Raw genomic sequence first — 22,087 nt, 5'->3', positions numbered from 1 at the left:
GCCGTGACGCGGGCAACACCAGCCCGTCGCTATCCCTAATTAATGACACCTGTTTTGCCGATTGGCCGAATAATGTTCTATTTGGGCTCCGCCAGCCCCGGCGAATCGTTCCGCTAGGCCAGGGCGCCGTCCCGCATCGCGTACCGGAGCCAGTTCCCGGTGCTGTTCCCGTGCGCTATTTCCTGCCCGGCGTCGTGGCTCGTTCCTCGCCGGGCGCAGGTGCTGAACCACTCCCCCAGCGCGCGGTCGTGGCTGACCATGACCAGGGTTCCCGCGAACTCGGACAGGGCCGCTTCGAGCTGTTCCACCAGCACGGGCGCCAGGTGGTTGGTGGGCTCGTCCACCAGCATCGTCCCGAACCCGCCGAGCAGGAGCCGGGCCAGCGCCAGCCGGCGTTGCTGTCCCGCGGAAAGGCTGCCCACCGGCACGTGGAATTCGCTGGTCCGGAAGAGCCCCAGCCGCAGCAGGGCCTCGGCGTGCTCATCGATGTTGCCGCCCAGGCCCGCGGCAAAAGCGGGCAGGAGACGCAGTCCCGGGCGCTGCGGGAGTTCCAATTCCTGCTGCAGGTAGCCGATCCGGCCGTGCCTCACCACTTTGCCCTGGGCCGGTTCCAGCGTGCCGGCGAGGACGGAGAGCAGCGTGGACTTCCCGGCACCGTTGGGGCCCGTAATCAGGATCTTCTGGCCGGCTTCCACCCGAAAGTCCGTGGGTTCCAGGCGGCCGGGCACGGCGACCCCCTTCGCCTCCAGAGCCGGGCCTTCGGCTACGTCCGCCCGCAGATCCGTCGCCAGCTTCAGGGGCACCGGGGGACGGTCAATGGGGCTTGCCTCCAGCCGGCGCAGCCGCTCCTGGGCGTTGCGGACCTTGCTGGTGGCGGCCTTTTGCCACGTGCCGGCCTTGAAGTCGAACCCCATTTTGTCGCCGTCGCGCTGGCGGGCGTAGCCCATCTTCCCGGAAACAGTGTCCGCCTGGAGCCGTTCGGCGGCCATCGCGTCCAGCCATCCGTGGTACTGCTGGGCCCAGCGCTGGCGTTCGGCAGCCTTCTCCCGCAGATAGCCTTCGTACCCGTTGCCATACCGGTTGACCGTCCGGCGTTCGGCATCGACCTCAATCACGGTTGAGGCCACTTTGCGCAGCAGGACGCGGTCGTGGGAGACCACCACCACCGTACCGCGGTGCGCGGCCAGCCGTGCCTCCAGCCAGGCCGTGCCGGACGCGTCCAAGTGGTTGGTGGGTTCGTCCAGGAGCAGGATGTCCGCGGGATCGGCGAGAACGCAGGCCAGTGCCACCCGTTCCTGTTCCCCGCCGGAGAGCGAGCCCAGTGTCCGCATCCGGTCCAGCCCGCCCAGGCCGAGCCGGTCCAGCGCCGCCTCCACCCGGGATGCCGCGGCGTAACCTTCCCTGAGCTGATACTGCGTCTGCAGGTTTCCGTAGCGCTCCAGTTCGTCCGCTTCCGCGCCGGCCAGCCCGTCCTCCAGACGGTCCAGCTCGGCCTCCAGCGCGCGCAGCGATTCCAGTGCGGCGTCGATCGCGTCGCGGACGGTGAACTGCTCCGGCAGGCCATGGGTCTGGGCCAGGTAGCCCACGCGGCTGTGGCTGACGGCCGTGCCCTCGTCCGGGGCCTCGAAGCCGGCCAGGATCCGCAGCAGCGTGGATTTGCCCGCGCCGTTTTCGCCAACGATCGCCACATGTTCACCGGCCGTGATGGCAAGGTCGACGCCGGCAAAGAGCTGGCGGTCCCCATAGCCGTGGGATACGCCCGAAAGGCGGAGATGTTCGCTCAAGGAGTCCTCGCAAGTAGGTGCCAGCCTGCCCGACGGCGGCCTGCAGCCTCAGTATGGCACCGCCGGCCGTCACTGGGGCACCGGGCGCCGGGGCGGGTGCCGCCAGGTGCCGCCGTCGAGCGTCAGGTCTGCCGTGGTGCCGGGGATGATGGGCTGGACCGCTTCCTCCTGCCTCGGCGCTAGGCTGGGGACATGGGCACAGCTCTCCGCACACCACCCGCGCCGCAGCCGGAGCTTTACCGGTTCTCCCGGCTCGATTTCATCACTGTTGGACTCTATGTTGCCGTAGCCGGTTTATTCGCCGTGGCGGGCAGCCTGCTGGAGCCGCTGCTGCTGCAGCTGTCGCCCAATCCTGCGGTGGCGTCCTACGCGGTGAACCTGATCTTCTACGCAACCGTCGGCGTCCTGGCCGTGACCGCCGCCCGGCGTGTTGCGGTCCGCGATCTCCGCGTCCTGGCCACGAGGCCCTGGTTCACGGCCCTGATGGTGCCCCTGACCGTCGTGGCGATGCTCATCCTCACCGCGGTGCTCGTGGCCCTTAGCGGGCCGGTGCAGACCTCCGCCAACCAGGCCGGCCTCCAGGCGCTCATGCAGCAGGTCCCGGTCTGGCTCATGGTGCCCCTGCTGGTGCTGGTCGGCCCGTTCGTCGAGGAATACATCTTCCGCCATCTGCTGATCGGCAAACTGAGCCGCCGGGTTAACCTCTGGGTCTGCTGCACCATGTCCGTGATTCTCTTCGCGGCCCTGCACATCGTGGGCCAGGAGCAAATGACCCTGCAGGTGCTGATGCCGTACCTCGCCATGGGCGCCGTCCTGGTGTTCGTGTACGTCTGGACCGGGAAGAACGTCATGTTCTCCTACTTCGTCCACGCCTCCAAGAACCTCCTGGCCGTCATCTTCATCTACGCGATTCCGCCCGAGGTGCTCGAACAGCTGCAGCAGGTCCAGGGCTGACCGAAGGAACGCGACGCCTTGTGGGGCCTGAACCCTACCGCCGCACGCGGCGACGTCGTAGGTTCTTTCCATGACACTGAAAATCCAGATCGTCGTCGACTGTAAGAACCCGCACGAGCTCGCCGACTGGTGGGCCGAAACCCTGGACTGGGCCGTGGAGCCGCAGGATGAGGTGTTCATCCACTCCATGATCGAGCAGGGCTTCGCGACGGAGGCAGAGACCACCACACACCAGGGCAGGCTTGTGTGGCGCGAGGGCGCCGCCATCCGCCCGCCGGAGGAACTCGATGCCAAAGCGCCCGCCCACCGCGTTTTGTTCCAGATCGTCCCGGAGGAAAAGACGGTCAAGAACCGGGTCCACTGGGACGTGCGGCTCGCGGGAGCGGACAAGGACGCCGTGCGGGCCGCCCTTGTTGCCCGCGGCGCGACGTTCCTCTGGTCCGCCAATCAGGGGCCGCATTCCTGGCACACCATGGCGGACCCGGAAGGCAACGAGTTCTGCATCAGCTGACGCGATTACTAGACTCGGACTGTGAGCAACGAAATCCCCGCCAAGGTATCCGACGTCTTTGACCCCTCCCGGTGGCGCACCGTGTCCGGTTTCGACGACTTCCAGGACATGACCTACCACCGGCAGGTGGAGCGTTCCGCCGACGGGGAGGTGGTCCGGGACCTGCCCACCGTCCGCATCGCCTTCGACCGCCCCGAGGTCCGCAACGCCTTCCGGCCCGGCACCGTGGACGAGCTCTACCGCGCCATGGACCACGCCCGGATGACCCCGGACGTCGCCACCGTCCTGCTCACCGGCAACGGCCCCTCCCCCAAGGACGGCGGGCACTCGTTCTGCTCGGGCGGGGACCAGCGGATCCGCGGCCGTGACGGGTACCGCTATGCCAATGGTGAAACGACCGAAACCATTGATCCGGCCCGCGCCGGCCGGCTGCACATCCTGGAAGTCCAGCGGCTCATGCGCACCATGCCCAAGGTGGTCATCGCCGTCGTCAACGGCTGGGCAGCCGGCGGCGGGCACTCCCTCCACGTGGTCTCGGACCTCACGATCGCCTCCCGCGAGCACGGCAAGTTCAAGCAGACCGACGCCACCGTGGGCAGCTTCGACGCCGGCTACGGCTCGGCCCTCCTGGCCCGCCAGATCGGCCAGAAGTCCGCCCGGGAGATCTTCTTCCTGGCCCGCGAATATTCCGCCGAGGACATGGTCCGGATGGGCGCCGTGAACGAGGCCGTGGACCACGAACGCCTCGAGGAGGTCGCCCTGGAGTACGCCGCCGACATTGCCCGGCAGTCCCCGCAGGCCATCCGCATGCTTAAGTTCGCCTTCAACCTGGCCGACGACGGCCTGGCCGGCCAGCAGGTCTTCGCCGGCGAGGCGACCCGCCTGGCGTACATGACCGACGAGGCCGTGGAGGGCAAGGAAGCCTTCCTCGAGAAGCGCGATCCAGACTGGTCCGCCTTCCCGTACTACTTCTAAGGCGCGCTGTGACTTCCGGAGCCGTAAACATCGAGCCTGCGCTCAAGGCGCTGGCTGCTGCCCTCCATGGCGAGGGACCCGCCGTCGAACTCTCCGCCGGGCCGGACGGCTCGCCGGTGCTGGGATTCCCTGACACGGCCGGCATCGAGGACGCGGCCGTCGTGGTCCGGACCTCCGGGTCCACCGGCACACCAAAGGCGACCGTCCTGACCGTCGATGCCCTGGCGGCGTCGTCCGTGGCGACCGCCTTTGCGCTCAAGGGCGAGGGGCAGTGGCTGCTGGCCCTTCCCGTCCAGTATGTGGCCGGCGTCCAGGTCCTGGTCCGCTCGCTCTTCGCGGGGACCCGCCCGTGGGTCATGGACCTCTCGGGCGGTTTTACGCCGGAGGCCTTCACCGCCGCGGCGCTGGAACTGACGGACAAGCTCCGTTTCACCTCGCTGGTGCCCACCCAGCTCCAGCGGCTGCTGGACGCGCCCTCCGCCGAGACGCTGGCGGTGCTGCGGCGCTTCAACGCCGTCCTGCTCGGCGGCGGTCCCGCGTCCACGGAGCTCCTCGCCGCAGCCCGGGACGCCGGAGTGCGGGTGGTGACCACCTACGGCTCGTCCGAGACCTGCGGCGGGTGCGTGTACGACGGCTTCCCGCTCGAGGACGTCCTGGTCCGCGTGGAGGACGACGGCCGCATCCTGCTGGGCGGGGCAACCATTGCCGCCGGCTATCTTCAGGCCCCCGAGCTCTCGGCGGCGGCGTTCATCGAAGCGGACGGCGTCCGCTGGTACCGGACCAATGACCTCGGTGAGCTGGACGCCGACGGCCGGCTCACCGTGCTCGGCCGCGCCGACGACGTCGTCATCACCGGCGGCGTCAAAGTTTCGGCCGCGCATGTCCAGGCTGAGCTGGAAAAGCTCGACGGCGTTCGGGCGGCTTTTGTCGCCGGCGTGCCGTCCGCCGAGTGGGGCCACGCCTTGGCCGCGTACGTCGCCGTGGCCGACAGTTCCCCGGAAGGGCTGGCGGCGTTCGCCGACCGCCGGAACGAGACCTGGGCACCGTCGCTGGGCGCGCTGGCCCCAAAGACGGTGCTGCCCGCCGCGGAACTGCTCATGCTGCCCAACGGCAAACCGGACCGGCTGGGCATGACGGTCCTGCTGGACGCCCTCCATCAGGGAAAATAGACAAGCCGCCTCCGGCTTCGGGCCGGCTGCGTGTTTCAACCAACGAGTATTCAACCAACCAACGAGGTACTGACCGTGGCTACAGCCGCACAATGGATCCAAGGCGCCCGACTGCGCACCCTGCCGGCAGCGATCGCACCGGTGCTGATCGGCAGCGCGGCCGCCTACGAGATGGATTCGTTCATCCTGCTGAACGCCGTGCTGGCCGCGCTGGTCGCCCTGCTCCTGCAGATCGGCGTCAACTACGCCAACGACTACTCGGACGGCATCCGCGGCACGGATGAGGACCGGGTGGGTCCCCTCCGGCTGGTGGGCTCTGGGGCCGCCAGCCCGGAGCACGTCAAAAGGGCAGCGTTCGCGGCCTTCGGGCTGGCGATGCTGTTCGGCCTGATCCTCGTGATTATCACGCAGGCCTGGTGGCTGATCCTGGTCGGTGTCGGCTGCGTGCTGGCCGCCTGGGGCTATACCGGCGGCAAGAACCCGTATGGCTATCTCGGCCTGGGCGACGTCTTCGTGTTTGTGTTCTTCGGCCTCGTCGCAACGCTTGGCACCACGTACACCCAGGCGGGGCAACTGAGCCTCGCCGCGATCATCGGGGCGATCGGCACCGGACTGATCGCGTGCGCCCTGCTGATGGCCAACAACGTCCGTGACATCCCCACCGACAGAAAGGCGGGGAAGAAAACCCTGGCCGTGCGGCTCGGGGACAAGCACGCGCGCGAAAGCTACGTGCTGATGCTGGCGGTAGCGATCCTGCTGGTCATCGTCCTGGCCCCCGCCCGGCCCTGGATGCTGATTGTGCTCCTGCTGATCCCCGCCAGCCTCATGCCGTCCTGGCTGATGATCTCCGGGCGGCGCCGCAAGAGCCTGATCCCGGTCCTGAAGCAGACCGGACTGATCAACCTCGGCTTCGCCGCGCTGTTTTCACTCGGGCTCGTCCTCAGCCACGGCTTCTAGGCCCGGGGGCTCAGGCCCCGGGCTGCCGGGACTGCAGGGGACCGGCGCGGGGGCTCAGACCCCGGGTTGCCGGGACTGCACGGGACTGGGCCGGGGGCTCAGGCCCCGGGCTGCCGGGAATCTTTGGGGCGGTTGTCCGTGCGGACGGCAATGTCGGGGTTCTCGTCCACGAGGCGGTCTTCGGCCTCAGCGTCGGCCACCTCGCCGGCACTGCGCATCGGCTTGGCCTTGCCCGAGAACCGGTGGTGGAGCGTCGCGGTGGCCGCGTCGCGCTGCTTCTGGAAGAACAGGAAGCTGACGGCGAAGGACATCATTCCGGCGCACAGGGCGGCCAGGAGCAACCCCAGCTGAAGGTAGAGGAAGAGCGCAAACAAGGGCGCAAACAGCGCCAGCCGAATCAGGGTGTATTTGAGGAAAGCCACGCCTCAAGTTTAGCCGCCAGGACGGCGCGTTGCTTCGGCCTTCCCGTTCCCAGCGGCCGCGGTGCCGGTGGCCTGCACCCGGGCATAGTGACCGGCGCCGTCGAGGCGCCCGACGGCTAGACTGAAGGTATGCTCCGTGTAGTGGTTCCGATCGTCATACTGGCCGTGTTTGTCTATGGACTAGTCGACCTCATCCGCACTGACGCGCGGCTGACCAGGGGCATCTCCAAGACCGCCTGGATCTTCGTGCAGGTCCTCCTCCCCGTGGTCGGCGCCACCCTGTGGTTTCTCATTGGACGCCCCCGCGCCACGGACACCGCACCGGTTGCCTACAGCCACCCGGTAGCGCCCGATGACGACCCCGAGTTCCTGCGCAACCTTGAGATACGCCGCCGCAACCAGGCCGAGGCCGACAGGCTCAAGAAGCTCAAGGAAGAATTCGACGCCAAGGGCCGCAAGCACGACGCCGGCAACGCGGAAGCCGGCGGCACCGAAGGCGCCGGCGATGCCCACGAACCCGGCGACGCCGGAACGCCCGGCACGGACGAAGTCAAGTAGAGGTCAAGTAGCACCATTCCGAGCCTCCAACTGCGGCCGTTCGCCGCAGATGGCCGGAATCCCACGCTCTAAGCGGCCATCTGCGGCAAATGGCCGCCACTCATTCGCGCCCGCGTCTGCTGACACCGCCCTTCCGCTGGCCTCTGTTTCCGCGCACCGGGCCCAGACCCCTTTCTTATCTTCGGCCGTCCCGCGTCATCCCGGGCCTCCAACTGCGGCCGTTCGCCGCAGATGGCCGGAATCCCACGCTCTAAGCGGCCATCTGCGGCAAATGGCCGCCTCTCATTCGCGCCCGCGTCTGCTGCCCATACCGCCCACTCCTCCCCCACACTGTGCCTGCTCTGTGGATAACCTCCGCGCCTTGTCCGCGCGGGCGCAGAATGCCCGTATGCGCCCGCCCAGTGAGCTTCCCCCGCATCTTCGAAACCAGCCCTTCACCGTGGCCGCGGCCCGCACTGCCGGTGTGGGGCGACGACGGACCCGGGCCAGGGATCTCGTCAGCCCCTGTTACGGGGTCCGCGCCACGGCGGCCACCCCAGACAGTTTGCTGAAACGTGTGCATGCCCTGGCTGCCGTGACGGGCGCAATCGTAAGCCACCTGTCTGCGGCACTGCTGTGGGGATTTCCACTGCCGCGGGCCCTGGAGAACCTGGCGGTCATCCATCTGACGAGTCGGCCGGGCCAGCGTGCGGTCCGGCATAAGAATGTGGTGGGCCATCAGCAGTCACTTGAACCGGAGGAAATCGTCGCCGGGGTGCGGGTGAGCTGCACATCTCCGTTGCGGACGTGGTTCGATCTCGCGGGCACACTAAGCCTCGATGACTTGGTGATCGCCGGGGACTTCCTGCTGCGGCGGAGAAATCCATTGACCAAGCTCGCTGAGCTGGACGCATTCCTCGCCGGGAAGCAAGGCCGGGCGGGCTACCGGCGGGCCATGCAGGCCCGCTCCCTGATACGCGCCGGCACGGACAGCCCCAAGGAGACCGAACTCCGGCTCCTCCTGATTCGGCATGGCCTGCCCGAACCCGGAATCAACGTCCCCATGTCCGATGAAACCGGCGGTTGGATCCAGGACCCGGATCTCTCCTATGAGCAGGAAAGGATCGCGATCCAGTACGACGGCGGTCACCACGCCGATCCGGCCCAGCGTCGCAGCGACATCTTCCGGGATGAGAACGCCAGGGATGCCGGGTGGCGCGTCGTCGTATTGACCCAATGGCACTTGACCCCGCCCGGCCCTGGGATGGAGCCGGCCGCAGTTACCCGCGTGCGTGCGGCGCTGACGGAGCGCGGCTGGACCCCGGACCCGGGCCAAAAGCCGGGGCGGCGTCAACGTGCCCGTCCCCAGCCGCACCCGTTTGACACGAATGGCCGCTAAGCGCATCGGCTTAGCGGCCATCTAAGGCGAATCGCTGGAGCGCGGTCCCTGCCAGCCTCCGAAAGCACCGTCCGAGGTCCGCAGCGCCCAGCATATAGGTGCCGGCACGCCACGCCGCCCCAGCGCCACCCCAGCCGCACGCCACACGGCCTCCAGCCGCCCCCGTTTGACACGAATGGCCGCTAAGAACATCGGCTTAGCGGCCATCTGTGGCAAATCGATGGAGCGCGGTCCCTGCCAGCCCCGAAACCACCCGCCCGGGTCCGCGGCGCCCAGCATGTAGGTGCCGGCACGCCCCGCCGCCCCAGCGCCACCCCAGCCGCACGCCACACCGCCCCCAGCCGCACCCGTTTGACACGAATGGCCGCTAAGAACATCGGCTTAGCGGCCATCTAAGGCGAATCGATGGAGCGCGGTCCCTGCCAGCCCCGAAAGCAGCCGTCCGAGGTCCGCGCCCAGCACACAGGTGCCGGCACGCCACGCAGCCTCCTGCCGCACCGACCTGACACGAATGGCCGCTAAGCGCGTCGGCTTAGCGGCCATCTGTGGCAAATCGCTGGAGCGCGAGCCCGGAAGGACCCGGCTGCGGTGCGACTTACAGTCCCGAGTAGGAGTGCAGGCCGTTGAAGAACTGGTTCACGATCGTGAAGTTGAAGACCACGCACAGGTAGCCGACGATCGACAGCCAGGCGGCACGGGTTCCGGTCCAGCCGCGGGTGGCGCGGGCGTGCAGGTATCCGGCGTAGACCACCCAGATCACGAACGTCCAGACTTCCTTCGTGTCCCAGCCCCAGAACCGGCCCCAGGCCTTCTCCGCCCAGATGGCGCCGAACATGAGCGTGAAGGTCCAGCCGACGAACGCGATCGCGTTGATGCGGTAGGACAGGTTCTCCAGGCTCAGGGCGTTCGGGACCAGGCGCATGAACCCGAGCTTGTCGGCGCCGCCGGCCGCGATGGTCTTCTGCCGGTGCGACTGCACGAGCTGCAGCGCGGACATGGCGAAGGTCAGGGTGAACAGGGCCGAGGACATTACCGCGATGGACACGTGGATGATCAGCCAGTAACTCTGCAGCGCCGGCACGAGGTGGCCCACGGGGGTCCAGAAGGCGATGGAGGCCGCGACCAGCATGATGATGGCCAGCCCAATCACAAACGTGCCCAGGAAGCGCAGGTCGCGGCGGATCAACACCAGCAGGAAGACGGCCACGGCCACGAACGCGCCCGTAGTGAGGAATTCGTACATGTTGCCCCACGGCACCCGGCCGGCACCCAGCGCGCGGGTGATCACGCCGGCCGCATGAATCGCGGCGCCGAGGACGGTCAGCGCGACGGCCACCCGGGCGGGGGCGCGCCGCTCGCCGGCGTAGCGCATGCTGCCGTCGGCGGTCTGGCCCGCGCCTGCCGCGGTGCCGCGGCGGGAGGTGGCCGACGTCGGACGCTCGGCACGGCCTGCCGGTCCGCTGACGTCCGCATCGGAGCGGGCGACGTCGGCTCCGGCGGCCGCCGCAGCGACGCCGACGGGAACCCGCGCGGCATCGGCCTCGGCCGTCCCGGAGAGCTCTGCGGCCTTGAGGTCCACCGCGCGCAGCGTTTTGCTGCTCTTGGCCAGGTCCCAGGCGAAGGCGATGAACGCCACCGTGTACGTGCCGGCGGCCAGCAGCATGAACAGCTCGCTGTACTGGCCCATGGTTTCGTTGATCGAGAACGGCATTACTGGTCCTTCTTCGACTCGGAAGAGCCGGCTGTTGACTGGATGAAGTCTTCTGCGGGTTGTTCAGGAGAGGCGTCTGCGCCGCTGGCACCGATCGCGGCGGTATCCGCCCGGTCATTATCCGCTGTTGCGCTGGGAGCGGGCTGGGAGCCGGTCGGGGCGTCATCGCCCAGCAGCCAATCGTCGGAAAGGAGCTTGCGGATGGCCGCGGCCTCCCCGGCCAGGCGGTGGTCTTCGCCGCGGGCCAGCAGACCGTATTCCACCATGGTCCGTCCGTCCTCGTGGGTGCCCGTGCGGACCCAGACGCGGCGGCGGTTCACGTAGAGCGAGGTCACCAGCCCGGCGACGGCCAGGAGCGCGAAGATCAGGGCGTAGAGCTGTCCGGGGTTGTGGTGGATGTCCACGCCGATGTAGCGCTTGACGCCGTCGAAGCTGATGGAACCCTTGCCGTTCGGCAGCGTGTAGCTGCTTCCGGGCGCCAGGACGATGCCCTTCGTGTCCAGGTTGCGGGCGTTGAGCGGCGTGAGCTTCTTGACGTCGAGCTCGAAGACGTTCTGCGGGGAGCCCGCGTCGAGGCCGAGGTCGCCGAAGTAGGAGTTCAGGGTCAGCTGCGGGTTGATGAGCTCCGGATCCCCGCTGAAGGACACCCCCTGGTCGGTGACGAACGCCGTCGGCAGGAAGAACCCGGCGAAGGCGAGCTGTTCCGGTTTGGCGTCCGGGACCTTGATGACCACGGAGGAGTAGTAGTTCTCGCCCTGGAGCTTGGCGACCACGGGACCCTGCATGGCAACATTGCCGGCGCCGTCGCGGATGGTGACCACGGGAGCGTAGCCGTTGCCGGTGAGGTACACGCTGGTGCCGCCGAGGCTGAGGGGGTCGTTGACCTTGAGCACCTCCTTTTTGGCGGGTGCGTCCGGGTTTTCCTTCGTGGTCACGGCGGCGCTGAAGTCGATGGGCTGACCGAACTTGCCCTTCGATTCGCGGTCGAAGGTGATGTCGAACTTGTCCAGCTGGACCGAATAGGGCTGCAGCTGGCTGCTCTGGAAATTGGTGCCGGGGGTGAACTGGTCGTAGCCGACGAGGGTGTTGACGAATGTGTCCCCCTCCACGAGGATCCGCTGCCCGCTGTAGCCGAAGAGGCCGCCGGCCGCCACCGAGACCAGCACCCCGATCAGCGCGGTGTGGAAGACGAGGTTGCCGACTTCCTTCAGGAAGCCGCGCTCGGCACCCAATGACGGGCGGGCGCCGTCGCGGTCCCGCACGTCGACGCGGTAGCCGCGCTTCTTCAGCAGCTCGGCGGCATCGGTGATGGCGGCCGACGCCGGGATCCCGGCGTCGGCCGGAATCACCAGGGTGCCGTATTCGGGAAGTCTGGACAGGCGGGCGGGGGTGCGCGGGGGCTGGGAGCGCATCGCTTTGTAGTGCGCGATGGCGCGGGGGATCACGCAGCCGATCAGCGAGACGAACAGCAGGATGTAGATCGCCGAGAACCAGGCCGAGGAGTAGACGTCGTAGAGCTGCACCGAGTCCAGGATCGCGCCGTAGTCCGGGTGGTCCTTGATGTACTGCGTGACAATCGCCGGGTTGGCCGGGCGCTGCGGGAACAGCGAGCCGGGCACGGCGGCGACGGCCAGCAGCAAGAGCAGGAACAGGGCTGTGCGCATGCTGGTCAGCTGCGTCCACGCCCACCGGAGCATGCCCAACGGACCCAGGGTGGGCAGGACGGCCTCGGGCTTCGGGGACTTCTTCTTTTCGTTCACGCGCTCGCTCATCAGATTGGCAATTTCACATCGGTTTGGAACCAGTACTGCAACCCGGAGACCCAGGTGCCCCACACGCCGCTCGCCATCAGGATCCCGAGCAGGATCAGGATGCCGCCTCCGGTGCGCTGGATGGCGAGCCGGTGGTTGCGGAAGAAGGACATCACGCCGATGCCGCGGCGCACGGCCAGGGCGATCAGCAGGAACGGGATTCCCAGCCCAAGGCTATAGACGAACGCCAGGAACGCCCCCTTGGCCGCCGAGGAGCCGCCGGAGAGGCTAAGCAGCTGGACGGCCGAATACGTCGGACCGATGCACGGCGCCCAGCCCAGCCCGAAGGTGATGCCCAGCAGGGGCGCGCCCCAGAGGCCGGCCGGCGGTTTGGCGTGGATCTTGGCATCGCGCTGGAACCAGCCGAAGCCGCCCATGAACACCACGCCCATGACGATCACCAGGACGCCCAGCAGCTGGGTGATCCAGGTGTTCTGCGAGCCCGTGATGACGCTGCCCAGCTGCCCGAAGGCGCCGCCGAGCAGCACGAAGATCACGGAGAAGCCGAGGACGAACAGCCCGATGCCGGCCAGCATGCGCCCGCGCCTTTGCTTCTGCAGGTCGACGCCGGTCAGTCCCGTGACGTAGCCCAGGTATCCGGGCACCAGCGGGAGGACGCAGGGCGAGAGGAAGGAGACCAGTCCGGCCAGCAGCGCGACAGGAATGGCAAGCAGGAGCGATCCGTTCAGGATGGCTTCGGCGAAGGGGCTGTTCACAGTGGGGCCGCGCTACTCGGCCACGGCGGCGGCGATGAGGGACTTCAGGGTGCCCTGCTGGATTTCGCCCAGGACCCGGGAGGCGACGCGGCCCTGCTTGTCCAGCACGAGGGTGGTAGGCACGGCGCCGGGCGGCACGAGTCCGGAGACGGCCAGCAGCACGGCGCCGTCCTTGTCATTGAAGCTCGGGTACGTCAGGTTGAAGGTCTTGTCGAACGCGTCGGCCGTGGCCTTCTCATCGCGCAGGTTGACGCCGAAGAACTGCACGCCCTTGGTCTTGAATTCCTGGTTCAGCGCCTCGAGGGAGGGCGCCTCGACCCGGCAGGGGGCGCAGGCGGCGAACCAGAAGTTCAGCACTGTCACCTTGCCGGGGAAGTCCGCCGACGTCACGGCCGTGCCGTCGAACAGCGTCCCCTTGAGCGCCACGGGACTCTTGCGGTCCGCGACGGCGAACTCGGTGACGGACCCGTCGCCGGCCACATAGTTCTTGTTGTCTCCGGCCTTGGCCTGTTTGGCCAAGGCGTCGTCCTGGGCGCAGCCGGACAGCCCGAACACGGCGGCCAGCGCGGCCCCGCCGGCGGTCAGCACGCGGCGGCGGGACAAAGGAGTTTCTTCGCGGCGGTTCGCGGCCATGGTCAGGCTCCCGGGGTGCTGGCGGCACCGGGCAGCAGGGCGGCGGCGGGCTCGCTGTAGTCGACGCGCACGAGGCCGCCGGCGTCGTCGAACACCAGGGACGTCAGGGACGTCAGGGTGCATTCGCGCTTGCGGGGGTCGTGCCACAACGGCCGGCCTTCGGCGCTGAGCCGCGTGGCCCAGATGGGCAGCTGGTGGCTGACAAGGATGGCTTCGGCCCCGTTGCCGCCCAGTTCGATGGCCCGGACGCGTGCGTCCTGGACTGCCGCGATGACCCGTGCGGCCTGCTCCTTGTAGGGCTCACCCCACGAGGGCCGCAACGGGTTGTACAGCCGGGCCCAGTGTTTGGGCCGCAGCAGCTCCGCTTTGGAGACGTGGAGGCCCTCGAAGTAGTTGGCGGCCTCGATAATGCGGGCTTCGGTGGCAATCTCCAGGCCCAGGGCGTCGGCGATCGGCTGCGCAGTCTCCTGCGCGCGGGTCAGCGGGGACGCGGCGAGGTGGACAATCCGGGCCCCTTGCGCGGAACGCTCCCTGAAGTGTTCCGCCAGGGTGCGGGCCATCTCCCGGCCGAGTTCGGAGAGGTGGAATTCCGGCAGCCTGCCGTACAGGACACCATCGGGATTGTGGACCTCGCCGTGGCGGAGCAAATGAACAGTGGCTTGGGGCATGTCTACCAGTTTCTCAAAGATGCCGGTCGATCTGAAATCTTCTACAGGAGGTAGAACTGATGAGTTTGGAAAAATGTTCCCTGGAGTTGGAATAAAAGATGCAAATGCATGTTTATACTGGGTGAAGCAGTTAGTTGAGAGTTCAACCAATGATGCTTCAACTAGCGATCAGACGAATCACCGCAGTACCAACCCGACTCAAGGAGAACCACCATGGCACTTCCCGCAAACGTCACCACCGGCACCTGGACCCTCGACCCGTCGCACAGCGAGATCGGCTTCACCGTCCGCCACGCCGGCATCAGCAAGGTCCGCGGTCAGTTCACCGATGCCTCAGCCACCCTGGACCTCGCCGAGAACGTCACCGACTCCAAGGTCAACGCCTCGATCAAGACCGCAAGCTTCGACTCCGGCGACGCCAACCGCGACGGCCACGTCCGCGGCGAAGACTTCTTCGACGTCGAGACGTTCCCGGAGATCTCCTTTGTCTCCAACACCATCGTCCCCAAGGGCGACGCCTACGAGCTTCAGGGCGACCTCACCATCAAGGGCATCACCCGCCCCGTGGCCCTCGAGACCGAATTCAACGGCGTGGCCGTCGATCCCTTCGGCAACACCCGCGCCGGCCTGAGCGCCGAAACCACGATCAGCCGCAAGGACTTCGGCCTGACCTGGAACGCCGTCCTCGAAGCCGGCGGCGTGCTGGTCAGCGACAAGGTTGCCATCAACCTGGAACTGGCCTTCATCGCTCCCGCAGCGTAGCCAGTATTCAACAGGCCGGTATTCAACAGGTCCGGTCCCGGTCACTCCAGTCCGGGCCTGATGGCCGACGCCGGTCAGCCGGCTCCAGCGCCCTGCTTCATCTTCGCGACGAAGCAGGGCGCTGCTGTTTGCGCCGCTGCTGTTTGCCCCTTTTGGGCGCCGCCGGCGGGCACCGGGACGCGGCTGCAGATTCCCTAGATAACAGGGAAACGGCGGTCTACAGTGAGAGCCATGAGCAACCCGAGTGATGTACCTCCGCAGCAGCCGGGCGCCCAGCCACCGGCGTCGGGCAACGTCCCGCCCGCGGGACCGCAGCAGCCCCCGGCCAACCCGCCGTTCCCTCCGGGCTACCAGGCACCGCCGCCGGGGTACCAGGGCGGGCCCGGTTATCAGGCACCGCCACCGGGGTACCAGGCGCCGCCACCGGGGTACCAGGGCCAGCCGGCCCCTGCCGGCGGATTCCGCTTCGAGCTGCCGACCGACCGCCCCCGGAATTTCGGCGATGCACTGCCTGCCGGCGGGCTCTCCGGCATGTTCAAGGTCGCTGCAATGCCCACCGAGCTGAAGGTCTCGTACTGGATCTGGCTTATCGGCGGGCTCCTGGGACTCCTCGGTGGAATCATCGGGTTGTTCGGGTCCTTCGTTTTGATCGCCTTCGCGCCGGCAATCGGGCTCCTGGTGCTGTTGCTCGTCATCGTGGCGCTCATGCTGGCAACTGCTCAGATCATCCTGGCGATGAAGATGAAGGAAGGCCGGGAATGGGCCCGCTTCGCCCTCACTGTCCTTGTTGGCATCTCCTTGGTGCTGGCACTGATCAGTTCCGGCATCGCGGATGGCCGGGCGGGCGGAAACCTGCCGGGCTTCCTCATCAGCCTGGTGGCGACCGTGCTCATGTGGCTGCCGAACGCACAGGCCTGGTTTGTCGCCAACCGGGGCCGAATCTAGGCCTGCCGGCGCGCAGGGCACCTTCCGGATCGTGGCAGCGCCAGGGCTCCACCGCGGCCACTCGCCGGCCACCGAATGAGGGTTGAGAATACCTCTCCGGAATGATCCGCACGGGGGCCAGCCCGCGGTACGGTTGAGCTAAACCATGCTGGGGGCAGGGCAGGATCTCTGATCCCGGTGGCCGATTCGATCGATCGACACGCAAAGGACCGCTTCATGAGCAACCCGCCAGTCCAGCCCCCACCTTCCGACGGCTCCGAGCCGGGCCAGGAATCCACTCCGGCCCCGCAGGCACCCCCCGCTTACGGCCAGAACGCCCCCCAGGCACCGCAATACGGCCCGCAGACGCCCCCGGCTTACGGGCAGAACGCCCCGCAGGCACCGCAATACGGCCAGCAGACGCCGCCGGCCTACGGCCAGAACGCCCCCCAGGCGCCGCAATACGGCCAGCAGACACCCCCCGCCTACGGCCAGAACGCCCCCCAGACACCGCAATACGGCCAGCAGACACCCCCCGCCTACGGCCAGAACGCCCCCCAGACACCGCAATACGGCCAGTCCCCCTACGGCCAGTCCCCCTACGGTCAGTCCCCCTACGCCCAGTACCCGTCCGAACAGCCGCAGGCTCAGGGCGCGGTTCCCCAGCTGGTCAATACTTCGTTCTGGCTGATCATCGCAGCCGGAGCCCTCTGGGTCATCTCGATGCTGGTGTCCCTGGGAACCCTGGACAGCCCTGCCGTCAGGGACATGTTCGAGCAGCAGATGGCAGCGAGCGGCACGAGCATCGATTTCGAATCCATCAAGGGTGTGCTGATCGGCACCATCGTGGTGTTCGCCGCCATCAGCGCCGGGCTGTACGCCCTCGTGGCATTCAATGTCCGCAAGGGCAAGAACTGGGCCCGCATCCTGGGCACCGTGTTCGCCGCCTTGTCGGTCTTCAACCTCATCCCGCTCAGCCTCGCCACCCTGGCGGCACTGGTCGGCATCGCGGCCATCGTGCTGCTTTACCTGCCCGCGGCAGCGCCGTACTTCCAGAAGCGGCAGCCCTTCGCCAACCCCTACGGACAGCCCGGAGCCCCGTTCGGGAAGTGACTTCGCCAGTCTCCGCCCAGTAGGGAACGACCCCGCGGCGCAGGACCCGGAAGACGCCGGCCTTAGTCGGCGTCTTCCGGGTCCTGCGCCCTTTGTGCGTGATAGGCCAGAATCTGCAGTTCCGTTGCCATGTCCACCTTGCGGAGGTTGACCCCAGGGGGGACCTGCAGCATCACCGGCGCGAAGCTGAGGATGCTCCGCACACCGGCGGCAATCACCCGGTCGCAGACGTCCTGGGCCACAGCGGCAGGCAAGGCGAGGACCACCATGTTGGCGCCCGTCCGCTGCAGTACCGGCTCAAGGTCGGCGGCGTCGCTGACCCGCAGCCAGCCGACCTCGCTGCCCACCACCATCTGGTCGGCGTCGAAAATTGCCACGATGTCAAAGCCCCGCGACTCGAATCCGCCATACCGGGCCAGGGCCTTGCCCAGGTTGCCCGCTCCGACGATCGCGACTTTCCAGTCATGCGTCAGCCCGAGCGCGGCCGCGATGTTGCGGTTGAGGTACTGGACCTCATAACCGACACCCCGGGTTCCGTAGGAGCCGACATAGGAGAGGTCCTTGCGCAGCGTCGAGGAGCTGACGCCGGAGGCCTCGGCCAGCGATTCGGACGAGACCCGGTCCACCCCCTCAGCCAGCAGTGTGGTCAGGGCGCGCAGATAGATGGTCAGCCGGGCCACGGCCGCGGGTGGAATCTGTTTGGCCGCAGTCCCGGCTCCCCCGGGGACAGCCCCGGGAGATGAATCCAGCGAAGTCACTATCTGCTCCATTGCGTCGCGTTGTGCTTCCCACTCTAGAGCCCCCGCGCATCACGCAACAAAGCACCCGCCGTCAGGAGGACTGGTCGAGGACCCGTTGCAGGGTCCGGGTCAGGCGGGCCTCGTCGATCTTCCAGAAATCCCGCTGGACACCATTGACCAGCACCACCGGGATCTCCTCGGCAAAGCGTTCCCGCAGCCCGGCGTCGTCGTCCACCGATTTCTCCGACCAATCTATTCCGAGCGCAGCGGTGACGCGGCCGACGGCGGCGCGCGCCTCTGTGCACAGGTGGCAGTCAGCTTTGGTAATCAGAACTACATCGGGGAAGGACGCTGGTTTGGCCATGCGTCCACCGTAGCCCGGCGGCCACTTAGGCGTCGACGCGCGGCACAGTCCGCCCGGGTCCGGGGCCGTCCTGCCGTCGCGCCGCGCGCCACGCGGGCGGCCGGGGGCCGGTCATTGACTAGACTCGTGGCATGCCCGAGGAGAAATACGTCATTGTGGCCAATGAGCCTGCTGCATCGACGCAGCACGGCGAGGCCGCATTTTTCGACGTCGACAACACCCTCATGAAGGGCGCAAGCCTTTTCCATGTCGCCCGGAAGCTTCACCAGCGTGGCGCCTTCACCCTGCCGCAGGCTGCCGGGTTCGCCTGGAAGCAATTCATGTTCGTACTGCGCGGCGAAAACATGGATGACGTCCATGCCGTCCGCGATTCGGCCCTGACGCTGGCCGCCGGCATCACGGCGAAGGACATCGAGGCGTTGGGCGAAGAGGTCTACGACGAGATGATTGAGTCTCGGATCTGGCCGGGGGCAAAGGCCCTGGCCGAGCAGCATCTCCGGGTCGGGCGCAAGGTATGGCTCGTTACGGCGACGCCGATCGAGGTGGCCACGGTCATTGCCGCCCGGCTGGGCCTGACCGGGGCGCTGGGCACGGTGGGCGAGATCATGGACGGCTCGTACACGGGGCGGCTTGTCGGCGAGATCCTCCATGGACCGGCTAAAGCGGTTGCAGTCCAGCACATTGCCGAGGAGCAGGGCCTGGACCTGAGCCGCTGCTGGGCGTACAGCGATTCCCACAACGACATCCCGTTGCTGAGCATGGTGGGGCACCCCGTTGCCATCAATCCCGACTCCAAGCTGCGCCGTTACGCCCGCGAGCACAACTGGCCGGTCTACGACTTCCGTGCCGGCCGGCGCGCCGCCACGTTGGGCTTCAAGGCCGCGACGGTCGGAGGGGCCATCTACGGCCTGTGGCGGGGGTTCTCCCGCTTCCGCGGCCCCAGCCGCTAGGCCGCCCGCGGCTTTCCGCTGCAATTTCGGACCCGGGTTGCGGTTTCAGGCCCGTGCGCCGCGGATCCGGGCCGCCTGTGTCCGATGCCGTAGCCCGTGTCCCTGACCGGTGCGAAATCTTCCCACCGGGGCGGGGCAAGAAAAATGCCCGCCGCCTGGAAGGCAACGGGCATTTCATGCATTTCGAAGTATTGCTACTTCTTATTGCGACGCTGGTGGCGCGTCTTGCGAAGCAGCTTGCGGTGCTTCTTCTTGGCCATACGCTTGCGACGCTTCTTAATAACTGAACCCACGAAAGTTCCTTACCGGCTAGATGCAGTACCTGCCTGTTGGGAAGTGTCCGCGGGCTAAGCAGCAGACTAAAACAACTGACAGGTTCTTACAATGACGTAAAACGTTCCTTAACAGGGTACCGCCTCTGCGAGGCACCCCACGACCGCGGGCCCCGTGCGGGACCCAAAGCAGTCGATTCACGCTGTGAATGTTGCCGCTGACTGTTCAGCCAGTTCCGGCGTGGCCGTCGTTCCGGTCGACGACGGCACCCTTGAGGTACTGTTCGACGGCGTTTTCCGGCACGCGGTAGGAGCGGCCGAACCGCACGGCCGGCATCTCCCCCGAATGCACAAGACGGTACACAGTCATTTTTGATACCCGCATAAGTTCCGCGACTTCGGCCACGGTCAAAAAACGGGCCTTGGAGAAGTTGGCCTCCGTAGACATTTCCCTATTCCTTTGCTCAAGCGAACGGCAGCCCCACCTGTTGACATGGCGGTGTGCCGATGCTGAGCCATCAAACAACCATGTGTTAGCAACACTAGTTGCTCATGGTGCCAAAGTGAAAGACTTCCTCAGGAATCCCCCCACGATTTCCGCAGGAATCTCGAAAAACTCGCAGCACCGGCCTCCTCCAGTTCCCGACTCAGGCAAGCGTCCGCCGGGTGCGGGCCGAGGCGGCCAGCTGGCCAAGTACCGATGCCGTTTCGTCCCAGTCCATGCAGGCATCCGTGACGCTCTGGCCGTAGACCAGCCCGTCGCGTCCGGCGCCTGTGACGGTGTTGACGGCGGCATTGACCTCAAGGGTCTGCGCCCCGCCCACCAGGAAGCTCTCCAGCATGACGCCGGCGATGGCCCCGGCGGCGGCTCCGGCACTTTCCAGCTGCGCACCGATTTCGAGGGCGACCTCGGCCTGGCGGTGGTGGTTCTTGCCGCTGTTGGCGTGGCTGGCATCGACGATCAGGCGGGGGTTCAACTGCTTCGCGGCGAGCTTCGCCGAGGCCGCTTCAACGTCGGCGGCTGAGTAGTTGGGGCCCTTGCGTCCGCCTCGGAGGATGACGTGGGTGTCCGGGTTGCCGGCGGTAGCCACAAGCGCCGCCCTGCCGTCGTCGTCGATCCCGAGGAATGCCTGGGCGGCGGCGGCGGCGCTGCACGCGTCCAGCGCCACCTGGAGATCGCCGTCGGTCCCGTTCTTGAAGCCGATCGGCATCGACAGCCCGGAGGCCAGCTGGCGGTGGATCTGGCTCTCCGTGGTGCGGGCGCCGATGGCGCCCCAGGCGACCAGGTCCGCGACGTACTGGGGGCTGATGGGCTCAAGGAACTCAGTGGCGGTGGGCAGGCCGAGGGCGGTGACCTGCCGCAGGAAGGCGCGGGCTGCGCGGAGGCCCGCGGCGATGTCGTGGCTGCCGTCCAGCCGGGGGTCGTTGATCAGGCCCTTCCACCCGACCGTGGTGCGCGGCTTTTCGAAGTAGGTGCGCATGACGATCAGCAGGTCCTCGCGGTGCTTTTCTGCCTGGCTGACCAGCCGGCGGGCGTATTCCAGCCCTGCCTTGGGGTCGTGGATGGAGCAGGGGCCCACGATGACGAGCAACCTGTCGTCCACGCCGTCCATGATGGCCCGGACCTCATCCCGGCCCCGCCCGACCACCTCGGCCAGGCGGGCCTCCAAGGGCAGTTCCGCCATGAGGTCCTGCGGGGTGGGCAGCGGGGTGAACTCGCTGACGCGCAGGTTCGAGGTGGGGTGCTGGGTGCCGGTGGCTGCTTCGATGCTCATGTTCGGGTCCTGTTCCGGATGTGGAGCGGGCCCTGATCAGAACCCGCCGGAGAAATGGCGAAGGGCAGAGAATGATCTCTGCCCTGTTGGCTCTGAAGGAAAGTTGGATGCGTGTCAGTTAGACGCGGGCCCCTCCAGAGCCAACGAAAAATACGCATACCAACGGTTAGTCATAGCGTCGACCATAGCCCCGGAGCCGCGGCCGGGGCAAACGTCGGGCGTAACAATCCGCCGTCGCACCGGGCCGGGACGTAACTCCCGTCATCGGGCAGCAGGTCAACGGTTCCTGCGGGCACCAGGCTGTTCGGTGATGCCCACGGGTCTGGCCCGAACGCCCTGGCAGCCACTGGGCCACACCTGCCGGGGCCTAGAAGCATGGCCATTAGAGTGTTCTGGAGCACACGCTTAAGATCCTGCAGAACCGGAGGCAGCCATGACGCAGACCGTCCCGCCCCGCAACCCCGAGGCTCCGACCACACCCGCGGCCACTGCGCCCGGCCACGGGGCCGCCGCATCCGGCCACGACACAGCCGCGGCCGCCCGCGGGGTCCCCGCCGCGCTGAAGCGCCGGGTGCCCAAATACGCCGACCTTGCGCCCCTGATGCAGTTCAAGAAGCCGGAGTTCAGCCGGGCCGCCAGGCTCCGCCGGGCCAGCACCATCTGGGACCTGCGGGACATGGCCAAGCGCCGCACGCCCCAGGCGCCCTTCGACTACACCGACGGCGCCGCCGAGGCCGAAATCTCCCTCCGCCGCGCCCGCCAGGCGTTCCTGGACATCGAGTTCCGGCCCGGGGTCCTGCGGGACGTCTCCAGCATCGACCTCAGCACCGACATCCTGGGCGGGCCCTCCCGCCTCCCGGTGGGCATCGCGCCCACCGGCTTCACCCGGATGATGCAGTCCGAAGGCGAATACGCCGGCTCCCAGGCCGCCGAAGCCGCC

24 protein-coding genes are annotated in these 22,087 nt (G+C 67.5%); 12 read left to right on the top strand and 12 right to left on the bottom strand.

Annotation, left to right across the window (positions count from 1 at the left end):
- Positions 1–113 precede the first annotated feature (113 nt).
- Positions 114–1,784, bottom strand: a complete 1,671-nt coding sequence (locus C560_RS0105310) for an ABC-F family ATP-binding cassette domain-containing protein (RefSeq protein WP_026537403.1) — start codon at positions 1,782–1,784, stop codon at positions 114–116.
- Between the two features lie 192 nt (positions 1,785–1,976).
- Here C560_RS0105310 and C560_RS0105305 point away from each other — a divergent pair, with 192 nt between their 5' ends.
- From C560_RS0105305 to C560_RS0105285, 5 genes are all read left to right on the top strand, one after another.
- Entirely contained in the window at positions 1,977–2,738 is a 762-nt protein-coding gene (locus C560_RS0105305; protein ID WP_026537402.1) for a CPBP family intramembrane glutamic endopeptidase, read from the top strand.
- Positions 2,739–2,808: 70 nt separating this feature from the next.
- Complete coding sequence (locus C560_RS0105300) at positions 2,809–3,249, top strand: VOC family protein (RefSeq protein WP_026537401.1); 441 nt, start codon at positions 2,809–2,811, stop codon at positions 3,247–3,249.
- Positions 3,250–3,270: 21 nt separating this feature from the next.
- Positions 3,271–4,224 carry a 1,4-dihydroxy-2-naphthoyl-CoA synthase gene (locus tag C560_RS0105295; protein ID WP_026537400.1) on the top strand — a complete coding sequence of 318 codons (954 nt, stop codon included), beginning with the start codon at positions 3,271–3,273 and terminating at the stop codon, positions 4,222–4,224.
- A gap of 8 nt (positions 4,225–4,232) precedes the next feature.
- Entirely contained in the window at positions 4,233–5,393 is a 1,161-nt protein-coding gene (locus tag C560_RS0105290; protein WP_026537399.1) for an AMP-binding protein, read from the top strand.
- A gap of 75 nt (positions 5,394–5,468) precedes the next feature.
- Entirely contained in the window at positions 5,469–6,350 is an 882-nt protein-coding gene (locus C560_RS0105285; protein ID WP_018775061.1) for a 1,4-dihydroxy-2-naphthoate polyprenyltransferase, read from the top strand.
- Positions 6,351–6,448: 98 nt separating this feature from the next.
- Here C560_RS0105285 and C560_RS0105280 read toward each other — a convergent pair whose 3' ends face one another.
- Positions 6,449–6,772 carry a DUF4229 domain-containing protein gene (locus tag C560_RS0105280; RefSeq protein ID WP_026537398.1) on the bottom strand — a complete coding sequence of 108 codons (324 nt, stop codon included), beginning with the start codon at positions 6,770–6,772 and terminating at the stop codon, positions 6,449–6,451.
- A gap of 129 nt (positions 6,773–6,901) precedes the next feature.
- On the opposite strand from C560_RS0105280, the gene C560_RS0105275 reads away from it, so the two are divergent.
- Positions 6,902–7,330 (top strand): PLD nuclease N-terminal domain-containing protein, encoded by a 429-nt coding sequence (locus tag C560_RS0105275; RefSeq protein WP_018775059.1) that lies wholly within the window; start codon positions 6,902–6,904, stop codon positions 7,328–7,330.
- Between the two features lie 439 nt (positions 7,331–7,769).
- Positions 7,770–8,708, top strand: a complete 939-nt coding sequence (locus C560_RS0105270; protein ID WP_231494276.1) for a hypothetical protein — start codon at positions 7,770–7,772, stop codon at positions 8,706–8,708.
- A 595-nt stretch (positions 8,709–9,303) separates the two neighbouring features.
- Here C560_RS0105270 and ccsB read toward each other — a convergent pair.
- Genes ccsB through C560_RS0105245 form a run of 5 tightly spaced genes read right to left on the bottom strand, consistent with a single transcriptional unit; the run spans position 9,304 to position 14,247 of the window.
- Positions 9,304–10,419 carry a c-type cytochrome biogenesis protein CcsB gene (gene ccsB / locus C560_RS0105265; protein WP_026537396.1) on the bottom strand — a complete coding sequence of 372 codons (1,116 nt, stop codon included), beginning with the start codon at positions 10,417–10,419 and terminating at the stop codon, positions 9,304–9,306.
- Positions 10,419–12,191: a cytochrome c biogenesis protein ResB gene (gene resB, locus C560_RS0105260; protein ID WP_026537395.1), complete on the bottom strand. Its 1,773-nt coding sequence runs from the start codon at positions 12,189–12,191 to the stop codon at positions 10,419–10,421. The genes ccsB and resB overlap by 1 nt, the downstream gene beginning before the upstream one ends.
- On the bottom strand, positions 12,191–12,946 hold the full coding sequence (locus C560_RS0105255) for a cytochrome c biogenesis CcdA family protein (RefSeq protein WP_026537394.1): 756 nt from the start codon (positions 12,944–12,946) through the stop codon (positions 12,191–12,193). The genes resB and C560_RS0105255 overlap by 1 nt, the downstream gene beginning before the upstream one ends.
- 12 nt (positions 12,947–12,958) lie before the next feature.
- Positions 12,959–13,579: a TlpA family protein disulfide reductase gene (locus C560_RS0105250; RefSeq protein ID WP_197026116.1), complete on the bottom strand. Its 621-nt coding sequence runs from the start codon at positions 13,577–13,579 to the stop codon at positions 12,959–12,961.
- 2 nt (positions 13,580–13,581) lie between these two features.
- Positions 13,582–14,247 (bottom strand): histidine phosphatase family protein, encoded by a 666-nt coding sequence (locus tag C560_RS0105245; protein ID WP_026537393.1) that lies wholly within the window; start codon positions 14,245–14,247, stop codon positions 13,582–13,584.
- Between the two features lie 213 nt (positions 14,248–14,460).
- Here C560_RS0105245 and C560_RS0105240 point away from each other — a divergent pair, with 213 nt between their 5' ends.
- The 3 genes from C560_RS0105240 (at position 14,461) to C560_RS0105230 (ending at position 17,046) form a co-directional block, all read left to right on the top strand.
- Positions 14,461–15,009 carry a YceI family protein gene (locus tag C560_RS0105240; RefSeq protein WP_018775052.1) on the top strand — a complete coding sequence of 183 codons (549 nt, stop codon included), beginning with the start codon at positions 14,461–14,463 and terminating at the stop codon, positions 15,007–15,009.
- A 231-nt stretch (positions 15,010–15,240) separates the two neighbouring features.
- Complete coding sequence (locus C560_RS0105235) at positions 15,241–15,954, top strand: hypothetical protein (RefSeq protein WP_231494275.1); 714 nt, start codon at positions 15,241–15,243, stop codon at positions 15,952–15,954.
- 216 nt (positions 15,955–16,170) lie between these two features.
- Entirely contained in the window at positions 16,171–17,046 is an 876-nt protein-coding gene (locus C560_RS0105230; protein WP_026537391.1) for a Yip1 family protein, read from the top strand.
- A gap of 62 nt (positions 17,047–17,108) precedes the next feature.
- On the opposite strand, the gene C560_RS0105225 is transcribed toward C560_RS0105230, so the two are convergent.
- On the bottom strand, positions 17,109–17,804 hold the full coding sequence (locus C560_RS0105225; RefSeq protein ID WP_018775049.1) for a redox-sensing transcriptional repressor Rex: 696 nt from the start codon (positions 17,802–17,804) through the stop codon (positions 17,109–17,111).
- A 73-nt stretch (positions 17,805–17,877) separates the two neighbouring features.
- Positions 17,878–18,150, bottom strand: coding sequence for a glutaredoxin family protein (locus tag C560_RS0105220; RefSeq protein WP_026537390.1), 273 nt, complete (start codon positions 18,148–18,150; stop codon positions 17,878–17,880).
- Between the two features lie 131 nt (positions 18,151–18,281).
- Between C560_RS0105220 and C560_RS0105215 the strand changes: the two genes are divergently transcribed.
- Positions 18,282–19,100, top strand: coding sequence for an HAD family hydrolase (locus C560_RS0105215; protein ID WP_026537389.1), 819 nt, complete (start codon positions 18,282–18,284; stop codon positions 19,098–19,100).
- A 194-nt stretch (positions 19,101–19,294) separates the two neighbouring features.
- Here the strand turns inward: C560_RS0105215 and C560_RS22945 are convergent, their stop codons facing one another.
- The 3 genes from C560_RS22945 to C560_RS0105205 all read right to left on the bottom strand — a co-directional run bounded on the left by C560_RS22945 (position 19,295) and on the right by C560_RS0105205 (position 21,147).
- The gene (locus C560_RS22945; protein WP_003792170.1) at positions 19,295–19,393 is read right to left on the bottom strand and encodes a 30S ribosomal protein bS22; all 99 of its coding nucleotides are present in this window, start codon (positions 19,391–19,393) and stop codon (positions 19,295–19,297) included.
- A gap of 205 nt (positions 19,394–19,598) precedes the next feature.
- The gene (locus tag C560_RS0105210) at positions 19,599–19,820 is read right to left on the bottom strand and encodes a helix-turn-helix domain-containing protein (RefSeq protein ID WP_018775046.1); all 222 of its coding nucleotides are present in this window, start codon (positions 19,818–19,820) and stop codon (positions 19,599–19,601) included.
- A 199-nt stretch (positions 19,821–20,019) separates the two neighbouring features.
- Complete coding sequence (locus C560_RS0105205) at positions 20,020–21,147, bottom strand: 3-deoxy-7-phosphoheptulonate synthase (RefSeq protein WP_026537388.1); 1,128 nt, start codon at positions 21,145–21,147, stop codon at positions 20,020–20,022.
- A gap of 433 nt (positions 21,148–21,580) precedes the next feature.
- Here C560_RS0105205 and C560_RS0105200 point away from each other — a divergent pair.
- Positions 21,581–22,087, top strand: a 507-nt coding sequence (locus C560_RS0105200) for an alpha-hydroxy acid oxidase (protein ID WP_026537387.1), incomplete at its 3' end; no start/stop codon positions are given.

It is taken from the genome of Arthrobacter sp. 9MFCol3.1 (assembly GCF_000620385.1).
In the GTDB taxonomy this organism is placed as follows: Bacteria; Actinomycetota; Actinomycetes; order Actinomycetales; family Micrococcaceae; genus Arthrobacter.
The sequence above is the reverse complement of the archived record's forward strand: the minus strand, read 5'-3'. Positions and strand labels throughout refer to the sequence as shown.

What these genes read in the sequence shown, in the direction of transcription:
- C560_RS0105300 (WP_026537401.1), top strand. Translation starts at nt 2,809, where the DNA reads ATGACACTGAAAATCCAGATCGTCGTCGACTGTAAGAACCCGCACGAG.
- C560_RS0105305 (WP_026537402.1), top strand. Translation starts at nt 1,977, where the DNA reads ATGGGCACAGCTCTCCGCACACCACCCGCGCCGCAGCCGGAGCTTTAC.
- C560_RS0105250 (WP_197026116.1), bottom strand. Translation starts at nt 13,579, where the DNA reads ATGGCCGCGAACCGCCGCGAAGAAACTCCTTTGTCCCGCCGCCGCGTG.
- ccsB (WP_026537396.1), bottom strand. Translation starts at nt 10,419, where the DNA reads ATGCCGTTCTCGATCAACGAAACCATGGGCCAGTACAGCGAGCTGTTC.
- C560_RS0105205 (WP_026537388.1), bottom strand. Translation starts at nt 21,147, where the DNA reads ATGAGCATCGAAGCAGCCACCGGCACCCAGCACCCCACCTCGAACCTG.
- C560_RS0105230 (WP_026537391.1), top strand. Translation starts at nt 16,171, where the DNA reads ATGAGCAACCCGCCAGTCCAGCCCCCACCTTCCGACGGCTCCGAGCCG.
- C560_RS0105275 (WP_018775059.1), top strand. Translation starts at nt 6,902, where the DNA reads ATGCTCCGTGTAGTGGTTCCGATCGTCATACTGGCCGTGTTTGTCTAT.
- C560_RS0105245 (WP_026537393.1), bottom strand. Translation starts at nt 14,247, where the DNA reads ATGCCCCAAGCCACTGTTCATTTGCTCCGCCACGGCGAGGTCCACAAT.
- C560_RS0105220 (WP_026537390.1), bottom strand. Translation starts at nt 18,150, where the DNA reads ATGGCCAAACCAGCGTCCTTCCCCGATGTAGTTCTGATTACCAAAGCT.
- C560_RS0105240 (WP_018775052.1), top strand. Translation starts at nt 14,461, where the DNA reads ATGGCACTTCCCGCAAACGTCACCACCGGCACCTGGACCCTCGACCCG.
- C560_RS0105215 (WP_026537389.1), top strand. Translation starts at nt 18,282, where the DNA reads ATGCCCGAGGAGAAATACGTCATTGTGGCCAATGAGCCTGCTGCATCG.
- resB (WP_026537395.1), bottom strand. Translation starts at nt 12,191, where the DNA reads ATGAGCGAGCGCGTGAACGAAAAGAAGAAGTCCCCGAAGCCCGAGGCC.
- C560_RS0105210 (WP_018775046.1), bottom strand. Translation starts at nt 19,820, where the DNA reads ATGTCTACGGAGGCCAACTTCTCCAAGGCCCGTTTTTTGACCGTGGCC.
- C560_RS0105235 (WP_231494275.1), top strand. Translation starts at nt 15,241, where the DNA reads ATGAGCAACCCGAGTGATGTACCTCCGCAGCAGCCGGGCGCCCAGCCA.